Annotated in this window: 15 protein-coding genes; 5 read left to right on the plus strand and 10 right to left on the minus strand. The window is 63.4% G+C overall.

Annotated features, from left to right (window positions below; genetic code table 11):
* Positions 1-63: 63 nt before the first annotated feature.
* Positions 64-1,650, plus strand: coding sequence for a PucR family transcriptional regulator (locus tag EYZ64_RS27795; protein ID WP_135458641.1), 1,587 nt, complete (start codon positions 64-66; stop codon positions 1,648-1,650).
* A 70-nt stretch (positions 1,651-1,720) separates the two neighbouring features.
* On the opposite strand, the gene EYZ64_RS27800 is transcribed toward EYZ64_RS27795, so the two are convergent.
* Positions 1,721-2,245, minus strand: a complete 525-nt coding sequence (locus EYZ64_RS27800; RefSeq protein ID WP_135458642.1) for a gamma carbonic anhydrase family protein — start codon at positions 2,243-2,245, stop codon at positions 1,721-1,723.
* 61 nt (positions 2,246-2,306) lie between these two features.
* Here EYZ64_RS27800 and EYZ64_RS27805 point away from each other — a divergent pair, with 61 nt between their 5' ends.
* The 3 genes from EYZ64_RS27805 (at position 2,307) to EYZ64_RS27815 (ending at position 4,695) form a co-directional block, all read left to right on the plus strand.
* Positions 2,307-2,942, plus strand: a complete 636-nt coding sequence (locus EYZ64_RS27805; RefSeq protein ID WP_135458644.1) for a hypothetical protein — start codon at positions 2,307-2,309, stop codon at positions 2,940-2,942.
* Between the two features lie 107 nt (positions 2,943-3,049).
* A complete protein-coding gene (locus EYZ64_RS27810; RefSeq protein ID WP_135458646.1) occupies positions 3,050-4,213 on the plus strand; it encodes a 3-ketosteroid-9-alpha-monooxygenase, oxygenase component in 1,164 nt (387 codons plus the stop codon).
* Positions 4,213-4,695, plus strand: a complete 483-nt coding sequence (locus EYZ64_RS27815) for a hypothetical protein (RefSeq protein WP_135458648.1) — start codon at positions 4,213-4,215, stop codon at positions 4,693-4,695. The genes EYZ64_RS27810 and EYZ64_RS27815 overlap by 1 nt, the downstream gene beginning before the upstream one ends.
* Before the next feature lie 8 nt (positions 4,696-4,703).
* Here the strand turns inward: EYZ64_RS27815 and EYZ64_RS27820 are convergent, their stop codons facing one another.
* From EYZ64_RS27820 to EYZ64_RS27835, 4 genes are all read right to left on the minus strand, one after another.
* On the minus strand, positions 4,704-5,726 hold the full coding sequence (locus EYZ64_RS27820; RefSeq protein WP_135458650.1) for a TIGR03617 family F420-dependent LLM class oxidoreductase: 1,023 nt from the start codon (positions 5,724-5,726) through the stop codon (positions 4,704-4,706).
* A gap of 81 nt (positions 5,727-5,807) precedes the next feature.
* The gene (locus tag EYZ64_RS27825) at positions 5,808-6,953 is read right to left on the minus strand and encodes a sulfotransferase family protein (RefSeq protein ID WP_135458652.1); all 1,146 of its coding nucleotides are present in this window, start codon (positions 6,951-6,953) and stop codon (positions 5,808-5,810) included.
* Positions 6,950-7,732, minus strand: coding sequence for an SDR family oxidoreductase (locus EYZ64_RS27830; protein WP_135458654.1), 783 nt, complete (start codon positions 7,730-7,732; stop codon positions 6,950-6,952). The genes EYZ64_RS27825 and EYZ64_RS27830 overlap by 4 nt, the downstream gene beginning before the upstream one ends.
* A gap of 3 nt (positions 7,733-7,735) precedes the next feature.
* Positions 7,736-8,863: a hypothetical protein gene (locus tag EYZ64_RS27835; RefSeq protein WP_135458656.1), complete on the minus strand. Its 1,128-nt coding sequence runs from the start codon at positions 8,861-8,863 to the stop codon at positions 7,736-7,738.
* A 100-nt stretch (positions 8,864-8,963) separates the two neighbouring features.
* On the opposite strand from EYZ64_RS27835, the gene EYZ64_RS27840 reads away from it, so the two are divergent.
* The gene (locus EYZ64_RS27840) at positions 8,964-9,878 is read left to right on the plus strand and encodes an IclR family transcriptional regulator (RefSeq protein WP_135458658.1); all 915 of its coding nucleotides are present in this window, start codon (positions 8,964-8,966) and stop codon (positions 9,876-9,878) included.
* A gap of 14 nt (positions 9,879-9,892) precedes the next feature.
* Here the strand turns inward: EYZ64_RS27840 and EYZ64_RS27845 are convergent, their stop codons facing one another.
* From EYZ64_RS27845 to EYZ64_RS27865, 5 genes are all read right to left on the minus strand, one after another.
* Positions 9,893-10,225: a hemophore-related protein gene (locus EYZ64_RS27845; RefSeq protein WP_135458660.1), complete on the minus strand. Its 333-nt coding sequence runs from the start codon at positions 10,223-10,225 to the stop codon at positions 9,893-9,895.
* Positions 10,226-10,309: 84 nt separating this feature from the next.
* The gene (locus EYZ64_RS27850) at positions 10,310-13,192 is read right to left on the minus strand and encodes an MMPL/RND family transporter (RefSeq protein WP_135458662.1); all 2,883 of its coding nucleotides are present in this window, start codon (positions 13,190-13,192) and stop codon (positions 10,310-10,312) included.
* Positions 13,193-13,223: 31 nt separating this feature from the next.
* Positions 13,224-16,112, minus strand: a complete 2,889-nt coding sequence (locus EYZ64_RS27855) for an MMPL/RND family transporter (protein WP_135458664.1) — start codon at positions 16,110-16,112, stop codon at positions 13,224-13,226.
* Positions 16,109-16,528 (minus strand): MmpS family transport accessory protein, encoded by a 420-nt coding sequence (locus tag EYZ64_RS27860; RefSeq protein WP_135458665.1) that lies wholly within the window; start codon positions 16,526-16,528, stop codon positions 16,109-16,111. The genes EYZ64_RS27855 and EYZ64_RS27860 overlap by 4 nt, the downstream gene beginning before the upstream one ends.
* 356 nt (positions 16,529-16,884) lie before the next feature.
* On the minus strand, positions 16,885-17,664 hold the full coding sequence (locus EYZ64_RS27865; RefSeq protein ID WP_135458667.1) for an alpha/beta fold hydrolase: 780 nt from the start codon (positions 17,662-17,664) through the stop codon (positions 16,885-16,887).
* Positions 17,665-17,683 lie beyond the last annotated feature (19 nt).

The raw sequence follows: 17,683 nt of genomic DNA on the forward strand, positions 1-17,683 counted from the left end.
AGTGACTATCGGCTACACTGATGTTGGAGTTTTTAACTGTTCGGGGTGAGGCTGCGGCAACCTGTGCAAAAGGACGATTTCCGGCTTCTTGATCTGCTGTTGGATCAGTCGCTCGGCCTTGCCCTGGTGAGCGACTGCAATCCGCACGTACCACTGTCCGGCGCGCACGCGATCGAGATCGCCCATCCGTCAGAGTGGCTGCAGCCGGGAACAGTGATGCTGACGACGGGTTCGCTCTACGGAGATGAGGCCAAGAACGGAAAAGCAGCGCAGGCGTTCCGCGGCCTGGTACGCGAGCTGGTCTCGGCCGGCGTCGCTGCGCTCGGGTACGGACTCGGGGTCGTCACCGATGAAGTGCCTCGCGCATTGGTGGACGAGGCGAACCGTCATCACTTCGCGGTGTTCACCGTGCCGCGCGAAGTCGCATTTATGACTGTGATCGATCGTGTTGTGGAACAGACTCGTTCAGTTGAGTCGCATTCCCTGCGGCGCGCTTTGCAGATGCAGGATCAGCTACTTGACGCGCTAGGCGCCGCTGATCCCGAGCAGGAGCTGATATCCCGCCTGGCCGCGATATTGCGTTGCAGCGTACTGCTGTATAACGAGCTGGGTGACGTCGTCGCGTCCTCCGGCAAGGCACCGTCACATCTGATGCGGTCCCAACTGCGGGGCCGCAGCGGCCATCTACGGTTCAGCGTCGGCAAGTGGTCAGTTACAGCCGACCCGATCGAGCCTGGAGGAGAACCACACTGGCTTGTGGTCGCCTCGACCCGTCACGAGATTCCCGACGCTCTGGCCCGATCGATTCTCCAGGTCTCCGTCCGCCTGCTCAACGCGATCGAGCGGTCGCGCTATCGGGCCGCAGTGGAGAACCGTGCCCGCCAGGCGGCATTTGTTCGTGAGCTGGTTGCCGGTGAGATCATCGATCAATTCAGTGCCGAAGGACATTTGGAGTCGTTGCGGTTCGGGCACCGGCCCCAGTTGCGTGTGTTCGCAATGTCTCCCACGGATGGTTACGACGCCGGACGCTGGGTAACGCGAGCCGCGACCGTGCTTGACGCACTGGAGGCTGACGCGCTCGATCTCGCGAGATTGATGCGCCTGCCCGTGATGTTCGCACAGCTCGCCGATCAGCTGATCGGCGTGCTCGCGGCGGATGTGCCCGCCGTCAACGGCTGGATCGCCAACCAACCCGAAGGTGCCGTCTGCGGCTTCTCCGAACCGTTCCAGGATGTGCGCACCGGTCCGGAACGGCTTAGAAACGCACAGCGGGCGCTGCGGGCCGCGCAAACCCGAAACCTTCGCTACACCAAGTTCGAGGACGTTGGTATCGCGGATTGGCTCTTGACCGGACAACACCGGGAGACCACCGCAGCCAAGGCCACCGAACAGCTCGCCGTGCTCGGTCATCACGACGGCTACGTGGAGTTCATTCGCGCGTTCTTCGCCCATGATCTCGATGTCGTAGCGACAGCTGAGGCACTCGGCGTGCATCCGAATACCGTGCGGCACAGAGTGAAACGCGTCGAGGCGATGTTCGGCGAATCGTTGCGTTCACCGGCGCTGATCACCGCCATTCACCTGAGCCTCGAGGTACTCGCGCTTGAGGGCGACCGTTCCGCCACGGTGGTCGCGTCGTGCCTGAAATAACCAGTGTTGCAGCGCTCTAAACGCAAAAGACACGGTCCATCACCTGGCCAAGGGGCCATGATCGGCGAAGTCAGAGCTCGACGAGCCCCGTCAGGTAGCGCTGCGCCAGCTCCCGGTACGCCGCCGGATTGGCCTGCACCCAGGTCTGTGCACCGGTGCCCGCGATAGGTCCCCGGATCTTCGCGGGTGCACCGGTGACCAACACCTCGTCGGGGATCTTGGTGCCCCCGACGACCAGGGAATGTGCGGCGATCAGACTTCGCCTGCCGATCACGGCCCCGTCGAGCACCGTGCAGTGGTTGGCGATCAGCGCCTCCTCGCCCACGTGTGCGCCGTGTACGACGCACATATGGGCGACCGTCGCGCCGGGGCCGATGTCGACGGGGATTCCCGGTGGCGCGTGCAGCACCGAACCGTCCTGGACGTTGGCTCCCTCGCGGATGACGATGGGGGCGAAGTCGCCTCGCAACACGGTGTTGAACCACACCGAGGCACCGGCCTCGACCGTCACGTTGCCGATCAATGTTGCCGTCGGGGCCACAAATGCGCTTGGGTCCACCACGGGCGCCCGGCCCTCGAACGAATACATCGGCATCGTCCACATATACCGCAGGAAACCGACTCCGGCGCAGCGACGCGTACCCTGAACAGTAACTATGTCGCTCACGACAACCAATCACCCCAGGTTCTTGATCACCATCGGTCTTGCCGCGGCCATCGTCGGCACGGCCGTCGCATGCTCCCCGGCCGGCGAATCGCCGAGCACGCCGTGGGTTGCCACGCCGTCCACGTCGACATCGGCAGTCGCCCCGAAGTCACCGAAATCGCAGGCGTCCGACTACAGCCATCTGCTGCTGCAGGCCGAGGATGTCAGCATTCCACCGGACGCGTTCACGGCCCGGTCCAGCAACGTAAACCCCGACGGTCAGTCCGGGGCCAGCGCGTTGTTCGTCAACGCCGACGACACCCGGGCAATCGCCGACACCATCCTGATCTACCCGGACGCGGAGACGGCGGCGGCAACGCTCAAGCAGGCCTCCGCGGCGGTGAGCACCATGGTGACCGGTGGCCAGCCGCAACCGGTGCCGGTGGGATCGAACGGCACCGTCATCTCGGGAACCGCACCCGACGGCAAGAAGGCCGTGACGCTGTTGATGTACACCCAGGGCCGCGCGGTGGTGCGGCTGGAGTTCGACAGCAACCCGGACGATCCGGTGTCTCCCCAAACCGTCGCCAGTGTCGGCCGAATGCAACAGATCGCGTTGAGAATCGGCCTTCCGGAGCGGGAGTAACCCCCGCTCACAGCGGGTATGCCGCAGGTCACGCCTCAATTATTGCCATGAGGGCTCAAAAAACTGTAACGTGTTCTAGTTAAGAGCACCGATACGGGAGGCCCACCGTGACTACCGAAACTGCCGGCATCAGAGAGATCGACACCGGCGCCCTGCCAGACCGCTATGCGCGGGGTTGGCACTGCCTGGGACCGGTCAAGGGTTTCCTTGACGGTCAGCCGCACTCTGTCGAGATATTCGGCACCAAGCTGGTGGTGTTCGCGGACTCGGAAGGGTCCCTGAAAGTTCTTGATGGCTACTGCCGGCACATGGGCGGCGACCTGTCGCAGGGAACCATCAAGGGCGACACCGTGGCCTGCCCGTTCCACGACTGGCGCTGGGGCGGCGACGGCAAGTGCAAGCTCGTCCCCTACGCCAAGCGCACCCCGCGCCTGGCCCGCACCCGGGCCTGGCACACCGACGTGCGCGGCGGCCTGCTGTTCGTCTGGCACGACCACGAGGGCAACGACCCCCAGCCCGAGGTCCAGATCCCTGAGATCCCCGAGGCGGCCAGCGACGAGTGGACCGAGTGGCAGTGGAACTCGCTGTTGATCGAGGGCAGCAACTGCCGCGAGATCATCGACAACGTCACCGACATGGCGCACTTCTTCTACATCCACTACGGCCTGCCGACGTACTTCAAGAACGTCTTCGAAGGCCACATCGCCTCGCAGTATCTGCACAACGTCGGCCGTCAGGACATCGGCGGCATGGGCACCCAGTACGGCGAGTCGCACCTGGACTCGGAGGCCTCCTACTTCGGGCCGTCGTTCATGATCAACTGGCTGCACAACAACTACGCCGGTTACAAGGCCGAGTCGATCCTGATCAACTGCCACTACCCGGTGAGCCAGGACGCCTTCATGCTGCAGTGGGGCGTCATCGTCGAGAAGCCCAAGGGCATGGACGAAAAGACCACCCAGAAGCTGGCCGACGCGATGACGGACGGCGTGAGCAAGGGCTTCATGCAGGACGTCGAGATCTGGAAGCACAAGACCCGCATCGACAACCCGCTGCTGGTCGAGGAGGACGGCGCCGTCTACCAGATGCGCCGCTGGTACCAGCAGTTCTACGTCGATGTCGCGGACATCAGCCCCGACATGACGGACCGGTTCGAGATGGAGATCGACACCACCGCGGCCAACGAGAAGTGGCACGTGGAGGTCGAGGAGAACCTGAAGATCAAGGCGGCTGAGAAGTCGGCTCAGACGGAAACACTGCAGTCCAGCTGATGACGACACGCAACGAGCGGAGCCAGGCGCCAGATGTCGACGACCTGGCCCGCTCGATGCTGCTGCTGCACGGCGTGCATGAGGATGACGATCATCACGCCGGCAGCGGCGCAGGCACCGGTTCGCCCGCCGGATCATGGGCCAAGGCACCGAATTTCGCGTCCGATCCGCAACGGGCCGCGGCGGTCCGCGAGGCCAGCGCGCGCGACCGTGAACGCTATCTGACCTCAGGCCTGGTGTCGGTGGACTGCCGGTTCTGCCATGTCTCGGTGCAGGTGAAAAAGCTGAGCGCCGAACACACTTCGGTGCAGTGGTCTACCGAAGCGGTGGAACGCTGCGCGACCTTCGAGGAAATCCGCTCCACCGGCGGAGATCCGGCCCGGGCGCGGTCATGCCCGCGGCTGACCGACAGCATCAAGCATGCGGTTGCCGAAGGGTGCCTGGAAGAGGTGTCTTCGGCCCCCTCCCCCGGCGACGGCTGATTCGCCCGCTAGTTCCCGGTCCTCAGCTCGGCCACGCAGGCACCCAGCGACTCGTCGTCTCCGTCGCCGCCCAGCGGCGGCAGCACGATGCCGTCGGCCACGTCCCCGAACCTCGCCTTCAGCAAGCCGGGCAGCTCATCGTGACGTCCACAGACCACCAGCTCGTCCAGAATGGAATCGGTTAGCACCGAGGGCAATTCGTCCCACAGCTCGGTTCGGACCAGGGACCGCAATCGCTCCGGGAGTTCAGTAAGGCCGCGGCGGGTCAGGCCTGTCGCATATGCGGGTGTCGAATACAGGAATGCCAGCATCCGGCGCTGCCGTTCCCGTTCCATGGCGACCGCCTCATCGGTGCGGCCGGTGGCGATCGCCGTCGAGGCGACGATGCGCGGTGCGTCTGTCCTGCCTGCCGCTTCGGCGCCACGGGCCAACGCCGGGCGCACCACGTCGCGCAGGTAGTCGGGATCGGAGTTGGTCGAGTGCGTGACGATTCCGCGCGCGACCCCGCCGGCGAGTTCGCACATACCGGCGTTCACCGCACCCAGCCAGATCGGCGGGCGGACGGCCTCGCTCGGGCCGGGATTGAAGTAGGGCTGCATGCGGGTCAGCCGGTAGTTCTCGCTCTCGAAGTGCACTGTGCCCCCGGTGCGGAACGCATCGAACAGGGCATCGAGCGCACCCACGTAATCCCTGAGCCGGGCAATCGGATCGCTCCACGGCATGCCGTAGCGGTCCCGGATGTTCTGCTTGATCTGCGTCCCGAGCCCCAGCTCGAACCGACCGCCCGAGAGTACCGACAGATCCCAGGCGGTGTACGCCGTCAGCGTGGGACTGCGCACGAATGCCAGTGTCACGGCGGTGCGGACGGTGATGCGCGATGTGTGCTCCAGGGCCAGCAACGAGACCGCCAGTGAGTCGTGCAGGGTCTCGGCGACATGTAGGCCGTCGCAGCCCAGTCGCTCGGCCCGCCGCGCATAGCCGGCGGTTGCGGTCAGCGGCGTACGCGGGTCGAGCGCCAGATAGACCTTCATGATCTCCCCCTCACGAGCAGACGCGAATGTACCCGGAAATCAACATTTCCGGGTCATTCGCGTCTGCTCGCGGGGCTACTACTACAGCCCCTTGAATCGCTCCTGGACCGCCTCAGAGGACAGTCCGTAGTCGGCCAGTGAGTAGGTGTGCTTCGGCGCACGCGGCCCCTGCTTGCTGGCTTCGTGGCTGTCGACCATCGCCTGCCGGGCGGCGTCCGTGAAGTCCAGCCCGAACGTGCGGTAGATACCCTCGACCGCGCCGATCGGGTCCTTGACGAACTCGAAGTAGTCCACGTCGCAGAACTGACCCGGATCATGCTTGGCCCGTTCGGTATTGAACAACTCCAGCCCGCGCGACCAGGTTTCCATGGCGTCTTCGCCGATCACATTCCCGGTGAACGTGTTGGACCAGCCGGCGGTGGTGTGCTGCGCCAGCGAGCACATCGAGGCCATGATGGTCTCTGCCGGGCGGTGACACTGGACGACCAGGGCGTCCGGATACGTCGCGAACAGTGCGTCCAGGGCGAACAGATGACTGGGGTTCTTGAGCACCCAACGCTTCTCGGGTTCGTTGAGACCGATCAGCTGCAGGTTCTTCCGGTGCCTCTGGTACGACTTGGTCCAGTCCTGACGGGCCAGCCACTGCGCGTAGGTCGGTACGTGGGCCAGCGTCTCGTAGGACACCGAGTGCAAAGACTGCCGTAGCAACTGCCAGCATTCCTCGACCTCGTCCGCAGTCATGTAGTGCAGGCCCGTGTAATCCGGGTTCTCCTCGTGCGCCTTCTTGAATCGGGCATCGAGCGCACTGAAGACCGGGTTGTCCGGCCAGGTTTCCCGCGGCGGCCGAGGCTGCGGGAACTCCGCCAGCCACATCTCCAAACCCTGATGCATCGGGTCGGCGGTCAGCAACCGGTGGATCACCGTGGTCCCGGTGCGCGGCAGACCGGTGACGAAGATCGGCCGCTCGATCGGCACGTCGACGTGCTGCGGGTACTGCTTGAACGCAGCTTCCGAGACGAGGCGGGCAACCAGCGCATTGCGGGTGAAGAAGCGCTGCATCTTGCTGCCGAGCTCGGTCAGATCGTCATCACGCTGGTAGGACTCCAGCAGCACTCCGAGCGCTTCGATGTAGTTGTCGTCGTCGGTACCGAAATCATCCAGGCCGCAGGCCTTTACCGCCGAGGCATGCAGATCCTCGATGGTGCCGACATCGGTGCGCGGGGTCATGCCTTGTACTCCCCGCAGTTCACATCGAGGGCCTGGCCGGTGATACCGCTGGACAGATCGCTGGCCATGAACAGGATCGCCGAGGCGACTTCATCCTCGGTCGGCAGCCGCTTGAGGTCGGAGGAGGCCGCCGTCGCCTTGTAGATCTCGTCGACGGTGGCGCCGTACTTACCCGCCTGATGGGCGAAATAGCTTTCCAGCGTGCCGCCCCAGATATAGCCGGGCAGAATGGAATTCACCCGGATGCCCTGGTCGCCGAGTTCGGTTGCCAGGGTCTGCGACATGGCCAGCAGGGCTGACTTGGCCATCTTGTAGGCGCCGTACTTGGCCTGCGAGTGCCGGACCACCATGGAGTTCACGTTGACGACGGAACCCTTGCTCTGGGCCAGGGCCGGGGTGAAGGCCTGCACCATCCGCAGCGCGCCGAACACCGTCAGCTCGATGGCATCGCGCATGTGCTCGAACGTGGTGTTGGCGAAGGGTTTCATCGACGGCACCCGGAACGCGTTGTTGATCAACACGTCGACCTTGCCGTACGCCTCGATCGAGGCGTCGACCAGATTGTTCACCTGGGCCTCGTCGGTGATATCGGTGCCGACCGAGATGGCGCGACGGCCGAGATCGGTCACCTGCTTGGCCACCTCGTCGAGCCGCTCCACGGTGCGAGCCGCGAGCACCAGATCAGCTCCGGCCTCGGCACAGCGCCGCGCGAGCGTGGTGCCCAGCGCGGGGCCGACCCCGCTGATGACGACGACCTTGTTCTCCAGCAGTCCTGACATCGGTCAGCCCACCATCCTTTCGCCAATTAGCTTCTGACGAAGCGCAATCCGCGCTCGCCAATCATCATCGGAAATCTTGTTGTTCTCGTAATACGGCAGTTTCTCCGCCACAGCGCCGATGTCGACCAATTCTGCGGTCGGCCCGTCCTCGGCGCTCAACTCACGCGAAACCCGCTGCCAGCGGAACTGCAGGTAACCCTTGAGATGCCCCAGCGTCTCGCACCAGTTGGTCACCCCGGGATTGGCCTCGGACACCACGATCCGGATCTTGCCGTCCGGATCGGCTTGCGCCTGAGTGCCGTTCAGCGAGGTCTGGTGATTGATGTAGTCCAGCGAGATGTACCAGAGGCTACCCAGCTGGAAGCCCAGGTAGGGCGCATCCGACACCGGCAGCGTGATGATCATCGCCTGGGCTGGCGTCATGTCGTAGTGACCGACCGACGAATACTGGGTGGCGAGCCCGCCGGGTGTCAGACGCGGTGCGGTCAGCGTGTTGACGGGCAGGTTGTCGTAGAACCACTTGGGGAACTGCAGCCACGTCTTGACCCGCTGAACGAGTTGCTTACCGGCTGTGGCGTAACGCTTCTCGATGAGTTCGCGGGTCAACGGCGCCGGCGCCGTGCCGGCGGTGTCCGTACGCGATATCGCGAAGGAGCCGCGCTGCGCAGACCAGTCGTTGTAGACCTCCCGGATCACCAGCTGCGCGGGGGTAGCCGGGGTGAACCGCCATTCGAAGGTGCCGTCGGCAGCGATGTCGAGCTTGCGGTCATCGAATGCGGTCTCACTGTCCGGAACGTTCTCGTCGGTGTACTCCCCGCCCAACAACTGGAAGCTGACGTCGGTGGTCGTGCCCCGCTTTCCGGTGACGACGTACTCGTGTCCGGGTTGGACCCGAGTGCCGAAGTACATGGTGTCGGGGTTGTCCAGGCCCATCTTGGTGAATGGCCCCGTTCCACTGTGCAGGAACGGATGGTCGCGGTCGTAGTCGAACGCGACGTGCGTGCACGCCGCGATGCATCCGGCCAGGTACTGCAGCCCCTCAAGGAGATCCGCTTCCGAGGAGATAAAGGGCGCGGCGGTCACCAGGCGTTCCGCCTCGGCTATGGCATCGGCCAGTGGTTGTGAGTACATCCAGCATCTGCTCTCTCGGTCCAATATTGGACCGCAGTGGTAGAGTTTCCTACCCGACACTAGAACGCGTTCCAATTCGAGTCAACGCCCAGGAGGATCGATGCCAGACGCCGAGCCGGCCGGCCGCGCCTCACCACCGACTGCCCGGGTGGTTGCCATCCTGGATTTCCTGTCCCGCCACCCGCAGGAGCGGTTCGGGCTCTCCGAACTCACCCGCCGAGTCGGACTGACCAAGCCGACGTGCCTGGGGATCCTGAGCTCACTCACCGAATCGGGCTACCTGATCCGGGACAGCGGAGACAAGACGTACCGCCTTGGCCCGAGCCTGATCTCGCTCGGCCACGCGGCGCAGGAGTCGATGCGCGTCAACCCGGCGGCCCGAGCCGAGTTGCACGCGCTGTCAGCCGCTTTCGACACCTCCGCGGGCCTGACCGCCGTGGTCGATGACCGGATCACGGTGCTGGAGGTGGTCGGCCCGCCCGGCCGCGACCCTGGCGTCCGGGTCGGGCAGAGCTATCCGTTCGCACCGCCGGTCGGCCTGATGTTCGTGCTGTGGGACGACGACGCGCTCCGGGCCTGGCTGGCCAAGGCGCCGACGATTCCGCTGCGCACCGAATCCGCGCGGCTACAGCGGGTGATCGAAAACTGTCGCGCCGACGGATATCTCGTGGAACGCCTGACCCCCGGGGGCCGCAGGCTCTACGCGCTGATGGCGGGGATGTCGACCAACCTGCCCGACGAACTGCGCGCCCTGCTGAGTGAGTTGGTGTCCGACATCGGTGAGCGCGTGTATCTGCGCGACGAGTGCGAAACCCCGGGCCGCCGCAGCACGGCCCGTTCCGACATCAGTGTCATCTCGGCACCGGTCTTCGACCACTACCAGCGGCAGGTCATGGCGGCCTCACTGCACATCGGAACGGCCCTCACGGACAGGGAGATCGTCGATAGGGCCCGGGCGCTGGTGGCCACGGCCGACGCGTTGACGAAACAGCTCGGTGGAACAAAGCCGGCGTAGCGACGAGCCTGAGCTCAGAAGTTGTTGCAGGTACTGAAGATCTGCTGCATCAATCCGAGATACTGCCCGTTCGAGCTCAGGATGAGCTGCGCCATCTGCTGTCGTTCATCCCTTGGTGCAGCGAGGAACTGGCGCAGATAGGACTGCGACGTCGGGGACGCGTTGAACTGTGCGGTGGCCGCCGGATCCTGCGCATTCGCCGCCGCCATCACCTGCGGGTAACTGCAAGTGGTGTTGACGATCGAATCCAGATTCGGGTCTGCCGACGCCATCCCGGCCCCGGCGGTCAGCACCAACGCCAGGGTGCCCCCTGCGACTGCCAGTTTGACCGGTACCAGCTCTAACATGTCACGACCTCCTCCCCCCGAGGCCCGAACTCTACTCGATCACATTGCCCCTGGACCGCGTTTCGCTAATGTCCACATAGTCGTTCACTCGGGGTTTTCTTGCTTCAGCAAATAAGTACGCACCAGTGACCGTGGGCCGGTGTCCCGCAGTAGTGCGCTGGCGGGGCGGGGACGCACGCGTTGCGGCCACCAGAACCAGCGTCCCAGCAGTGCGGCGATCGACGGAGTCATGAGTGCGCGGACCACGAGGGTGTCCAACAGCAGGCCGATCCCGATGGTGGAACCCACCTGTCCGATGATTCGGAGGTCGCTGACCACCATCGACATCATGGTGAACGCGAACACCAGACCCGCGGCCGTCACCACTTTGCCGCTACCGCCCATGGCCCGGATGATGCCGGTGTTGATCCCGGCGCCGATTTCCTCTTTCATCCGGGACACCAGCAGCAGGTTGTAGTCGGAACCTACCGCCAACAGAATGATCACGGACATCGCGAGCACGAGCCAGTGCAGATAGATGCCCAGGATGTGTTGCCAGATGAGCACCGACAACCCGAAGGCCGCGCCCAACGAAAGCGCAACGGTGCCAACGATTACCAGCGCGGCCACCAGACTGCGCGTCACGATCAACATGATGATGAAGATCAGGCAGAGCGCGGCGACTCCCGCGAGCAGCAGATCGTAGGTGGCCCCGTCGCGCATGTCCCGGTACGTCGCCGCGGTTCCCGCCATGTGAATCTTGGCGCTCGCCAGAGGAGTCAACTTCAGGGCCTCTTCAGCGGCTCTGACCACCTTGTCAATTCGCGCGATACCCTCCGGCGTGGCGGGGTCTCCGCGGTGAGAGATGATCAACCGCACCGACTTTCCGTCGGGCGAGAAGAACAGGTTCATCGCTCGCTTGAAGTCCTCGTTGTTGAAGACCTCCGGAGGCAGATAGAACGAGTCGTCGTTCTGCGCGGCGTCGAAGGCCCGGCCCATGACGGCGGCGTTCTTGCTGTTCTCATCCATCAGGGCGAGCGTTCCGGCCATGGTGCTGTGCATCGTCAGCATCATGGTCCGCATCATCTGCATGGAGGCGATCATCGCTGGGAACTGGGCAACCATCTTCGGCATGAGCGCATCCAGTTGGTCGAGGTTCCGGACAAGGTCTCGAGTCTTGTCGGCAACCGCGTCGACGCCGTCCATCGCGTCGAAAAAGGACCTCATGGCCCAGCAGTACGGGATGTCAAAGCAATGCGGCTCCCAATACAGGTAATTGCGGATGGGCCGGAAGAAGTCATCGAAATCCGCAATATGGTCCCGCACCTCCTTCAGCACATCCTCCATCTCGTGGGTGTTCTTCACCAAGCCGTGGGTCATGGTGACGAGCTTCTGTGTCACGGCGTAGAGACGCTGCATGTTCGCGATCATCTTCGACATGTCGTCGGCCTGTTTGACCAGGTCATTCATGCGATTCTTCTGAAACGGCAGGAGCTCCACCTGAGTTGCACTCTGCATGCTGAGCAGGAACGGAATCGAAGTGCGGTCGATCGGGGTGCCCTCGGGACGCGTTATTCCCTGGACCCGTGAAATCCCGGGCACCGCGAATACGCTTTTCGCGAGTTTGTTCAACACCAGGAAATCCGACGGGTTCCGCATATCGTGATCGGCCTCGACCAACAAAATGTCGGGTGTCATGCGCGACGGGGGAAAGTGCCGCTCGGCTGCGGCGTATCCGACATTCGCCGGAATGCTGCTGGGCACATACAACCGGTCGTTGTAACTGGTCTTGTACGCAGGCAGCGCCAACAAGCCGATCAGTGCCACCACCATTGCCGCGGCGAGGATGGGCGCGGGCCAGCGGACGATCGCGGTACCGAGACGCCGCCAGCGTCGGACGATGATCCTGCGTTTGGGCTCGAACAAACCGAAGCGTCCCCCCAGCGCCAGAACAGCCGGGATCAGGGTCAGTGCCACTGCCACCGCGACGACCATGGCCACCGCGGTGGGGACACCCATGGTCTGGAAGTACGGCAGCCGGGCGAAACTCAGGCAGAAGATCGCACCGGCAATCGTCAGGCCTGAGGCCAGCACCACCTTGGCCACGCTGTGATATGTCGTATAGAACGCCTGCTCGCGTTCCTCACCCGCTTGCCGCGCCTCCTGATACCGGCCGATGAAGAAAATGCCGTAGTCGGTACCGACGGCGATCCCGAGCGATACGAGCAGATTCACGGCGAACGTCGAGAGCCCGATGATCTGGTGATCACCGAGCAGTGCGACGACACCTCGCGCCGTCTGGACCTGCATGCCCACCATGACCAGCAGAAGAACTGCCGTGACCACCGAACGGTAGACGAAGAGCAGCATCGTGAGGATCACCACGAGGGTGACGGCGGTGATCTTGATGATGGATTTGTCGCCGGCATGGTTCATATCCGACGCGAGCGGCGCGGGGCCGGTGACATAGGCCTTGACCCCGGCCGGCGGCTGTGACCGTTGCACGATGTCCCGGACCGCCTCCACCGATTGGGTGGACAGGGATTCACCCTGGTTGCCCGCGAGATTCAGCTGGACGTAGACAGCCTTGTTGTCCGGGCTCTGCACACCCGAAGCGGTGAGCTTGTCCCCCCAGTAGTCCTGCACATGCTGCACATGCTTTGTATCGGCTTTCAGCTGCCGCACCAGGTCGTCGTAATACCTGTGCACATCGTCGCCGAGCGGTTGTTGTCCCTCCAGGACGATCATCGCCACACTGTCGGAATCAGACTCCTGGAAGCTGCGGCCCATGCGCTGCATCGCCTGGAATGACGGGGCATCCTTGGGGACCAGCGATACGGAGTACTCCCGTCCGACCTGCTCCAGTGAAGGGACAGCGAAGGTCAGGACTGCCACGATCACCAGCCAGCCGAGAATGATCAGTACCGCGAGCCGATAGATCATCCGCGCGACGAACGGCGGATCGCTGGGCGTCGACTGCTCGCTCATGCGGCTGTCCTCACGCGGAAGGACACCATCATCAGGAGCCGCGTTCGTCCGGTAACAGCAGAAGAGACCGGACCAGCGGGCGCGGGCCGGTCGGCCGCAGCAGTGCACTGGCCGGACGTTGCCGGACCCTCAGCGGCCACCAGAACCAGCGACCCAACAGCGCAGCGATCGAGGGCGTCATGAACGCGCGCACGATCAGGGTGTCGAACAGCAGGCCGATACCGATCGTCGAACCCACCTGACCGATCGTGCGCACGTCGCTGGCAAGCATCGACATCATGGTGGACGCGAACACCAGCCCGGCGGCGGTGACCACCTTGCCGCTACCGGCCATCGCGCGGATGATGCCGGTATTGATCCCGGCTTTTATCTCCTCTTTCATGCGCGATACCAGCAGCAGGTTGTAATCGGAACCGACTGCCAAAAGAATGATCAGCGAAATCGCGAGCACTAGCCAGTTCAATTGAATTCCGAGAATGTGCTGCCAGATGAGCACCGACAACCCGAAGGCCGCACCCAGCGAAAGCGCAACCGTACCCACGATGACGAGCGCGGCCACCAGGCTCCGGATCATGATCAACATGATGATGAAAATGAGGCAGAGCGCCGCGACCCCCGCGATCATGAGATCGTAGGTAGAACCATCCACCTGATCCTTTGCCATCGCCGAGCTGCCGGTGAGATAGATCTTGGCGCTTTCCAGTGGTGTTCCCTTGAGCGCTTCCTCCGCCGCCGTTTTCAGCGGTTCGACCCGCGCGATGCCCTCGGGCGATGCCGGATCGCCCCGCTGCGTGATGAGCATGCGCGCCGACTTTCCGTCGGGCGAGACGAAAACGTCCAGGACCTTTTTGAAGTCGTCATTGTCGAAAACTTCGGGAGGGAGGTAGAAGGAGTCGTCGTTCTGGGCATTGTCGAACGCTTTGCCCATGGCGGTGGCGTTGTTGCCGTTTTCCTCCATCTGACCGAAGATTCCGGCCATGGTGCTGTGCATCGTCAGCATCATGGTCCGGGTGCTCTCCATCGTCGCGATCATGGCCGGGAACTGGGCGATCATCTGCGGCATGAGCAGATTCAACTGATCGAGGTTTCCGACGAGCTGGTGCATCGTCGACGTGAGCCGATCAACGCCGTCAAGCGCTTCGAACAGCGATTTCAACGCCCAACAGACCGGGATGTTGAAGCAATGCGGTTCCCAGTACAGGTAATTCCGAAGGGGTCTGAAGAAATCGTCGAAGTCTGCCATGTGATCACGCAATTCGTTGGTGACGTCCTCCAACTCATGAGTTTTGGTGACCATCGCATTCGTCGTAATGGCGAGCTGCTGCATCAAGCCGTACATCCGCTGCATCGTGCCGATGGTCTTCTGCAGCTCATCAGCCTGGGTGACCAGGTCGTTCATCCGGGCCTTCTGAAACGGCAAGAGCTGTAACTGACTTGCGTTGCCCGAACTCATGAGGAACGGGATCGTCGTGTGCTTCAGCGGGGTTCCCTCAGGACGGGTGGCCCCCTGTACCCTCGCGACGCCCGGAACCGCGAGAAGCCCCTTGACCAGTTTGTTCAGCACCAGAAAATCGGCCGGGTTGCGCAGGTCGTGGTCGGCCTCGATATACAAGATGTCCGGAGCCGTCATCAGCGACTGCGGGAAGTGCCGGTCGGCCGCTGCATACCCTTCATTGGCCGGAATATTCTTCGGCAGATAATTCTGGTCGTTGTAACCAGGCTGGTATTTCGGTAGCGCCAGCAATCCGATGAGCGATACGGCCAATGCCGTCACGAGAATCGGTGCGGGCCAGCGGACGATCGCCGTACCCAGGCGCCGCCAACGACGCACGATGATCTTGCGTTTGGGTTCGAACAGTCCAAAACGCCCGCCGAGGGCAAGGACCGCCGGAATCAGCGTCAGGGCGACCGCAACGGCGACGACCATACCCAGCGCGCACGGGACGCCCAGGGTCTGGAAATACGGCAGCCGGGTGAAACTCAGGCAGTACACCGCGCCGGCGATGGTCAGACCCGAGGCCAGGACCACCTTGGCGACGCTGTGATAGGTCGTATAGAAGGCCCTCTCCCGGTCCTCGCCGGCCTGACGCGCCTCCTGATACCTGCCGACGAAGAAGATGCCGTAGTCGGTTCCCGCCGCGATTCCGAGCGTGACCAACAGGTTCACGGCGTAAGTGGAAAGCCCGATCAACCCTTGATCGCCCAGGAACGCGACGACTCCTCGAGCCACCTGGAGCTGAGTTCCCACCAGTAGCAGCAGCAGCAGTGCGGTGACGATCGAACGGAAGAAGAAGAGCAGCATCACGAGGATGACCGTGAGACTCAGGCCGGTGACCAGGAGCACGGTCTTGTTGCCGCTCTGGCTCAGATCGGCAACAAGGGCGACCGGCCCGGTGACGTAAGCTTTCACCCCCGGCGGTGGCGGGGTGTTCTTCACGATGTTGCGGACGGATTCCAAGGAATCGGTCGAGGCGGTCTGACCGAGGTCACCGGTGAGGCTCATCTGCACGTAGACGGCCTTGTTGTCGGCGCTCTGCGCCGCACCCGCCGTCAGCGGGTCACCCCAGAAATCCTGGATGTGCTGCACATGCGCCGTATCGGCTTTCAACTGACGGATCAAGTCGTCGTAATAGCGATGCGCATCGTCGCCGAGCGGCTGTTGCCCCTCCAGGACGATCATCGCCACGCTGTTCGAGTTGGATTCCCGGAAGCTCTGTCCCATGCGCTGCATCGCCTCGAAGGACGGCGCATCGTTGGGAATCATCGATACCGAGTGCTCTTTTTCCACCTGCTCGAGCGGAGGGACGGCCGCACCGAGGATGTAGGCGATCACCAACCACAGCAGGATGATCGGCACCGCCATCTTGCGGATCATCCGCGGGATGAACGGCGGCTTCTCGGCGGTGGGTTGGCTGCTCATGCGGCCTTCAGCGTGCAGAAGGTGAACGCGCTCGTCCCTTGCCCCGTCCGCTCCGACTTGACCTTGCCATCGACGGTGATGCGGCAGCCGATGGTGTTACCAGTGCCCTGCGCGATGATGTTGACCATCGCCGTCGTCTCGGACATCGGGAATTTCAACGTCCATGGCAAGCTTGCGTTTTCAATGAACTGCGGCTCGGCGTCGACATCGAAATAGCTGATGCTCGCCGTCGTGCCCGGGGAGCCGAACACCTCGTACACCAGCTGCTTCGGGTTGTAGGGCTTGCGTGCCTCGGTTTCGGTGTCGGAATACGCGGGGCGAATCTCGGAACCGAAGACACCGTGCAGCCGCAGCACCGTGAATCCGCCGGCGCCGAGGACAGCGAGGATGAGCAGCGGAATCCACAGCCGCTTCATGACCCCCAAATCACGAACCCCCATCCGCGTCTAGCCCGCCGATTCGGTTGCCGTCGGCACCCCGAACCAGCCGTGCGGAGGGGTCACGGCGAACACGCTGCGATTCGGGCAGGATCCGAACCTGACAAGTACAGCATTCAGGCGACCTCCATATCGGTCTATTCCCAACGTGATACGGGATCGTAATGCAAACCGCGGGTGCACGATGTGGAACGGAAGTTACCGTTGCTACCGATCGGCGCCGGCTGGACATTCGCTGCGTATCAGCTGTCGACCGGGCCCGCTCCGGCACTTCCGTCGCCGACGGTCCGGGCATACGGTCAACGTTGTTGTCGCCGTGGGACATACACCGACTCTCAGGCATTGGCGAAGAACTCCAGGATCGCCGAGTTCACGGTATCCGGCCGTTCGAGGAATCCCAGGTGCCCCGTGTCGGCGATCTCGAGATACCGGCCGTTCGGAAGGGCCTCTGCCACCTCCGCACCGAGGTGTGGGGGCATCACGAGGTCGTCGGCGAAACCGATCACCAGCACCGATGTGGCGATCGAACGGTATTCGAGCCGCCGATCCCGCTCCGGGCCGACGTCATACTGGGCGCGGACTCCCCTGGTCGGCCTGGTGGGCCACATCGTGAAGGTGTCGATCCAGTCCCGAACCGAGTCGTCGTCGTTCAGAGTCTTTGGCGAAAAGCTTTCCAGCAAACGAAGTTTCGCTTCATATGCCGGCGGGACACGCACGTCTGCACCAGCAAGTTCCAGTTCCGCCTGCCGAAAGAACTCCCGCGCCCGATCGTTGCGGCCACGCGTGGCCATCAACGCCGCCTGGCTCACCAGTTCCGGCCGGGACAGCATCAGTTCCTGTGCGATGTAGGAGCCCATCGAGACACCGACGAGCCGGACCGGAGCGACGCCGAGCCGCTCGATCAACTCGGCCGTGTCGGCCACCATCGTCGCGGTGGTTAACGAATCGGTATTCGCTGTGGCACCGACACCCCGGTTGTCGAACGTGATGACGCGGTACCCGGCGGCACGGAATGCGGGCACCTGGTGAAGATCCCAGGTGCGTCCGAGACCGCCTTGGCCGGCGATGAACAGCACCGCCTCACCGTGGCCGCGGTCTTCGTAGGCCAGATTCATTCTCCCCGCCCCGCGTTGT

The organism is Mycobacterium sp. DL99, from assembly GCF_004762045.1.
Taxonomy (GTDB): domain Bacteria; phylum Actinomycetota; class Actinomycetes; order Mycobacteriales; family Mycobacteriaceae; genus Mycobacterium.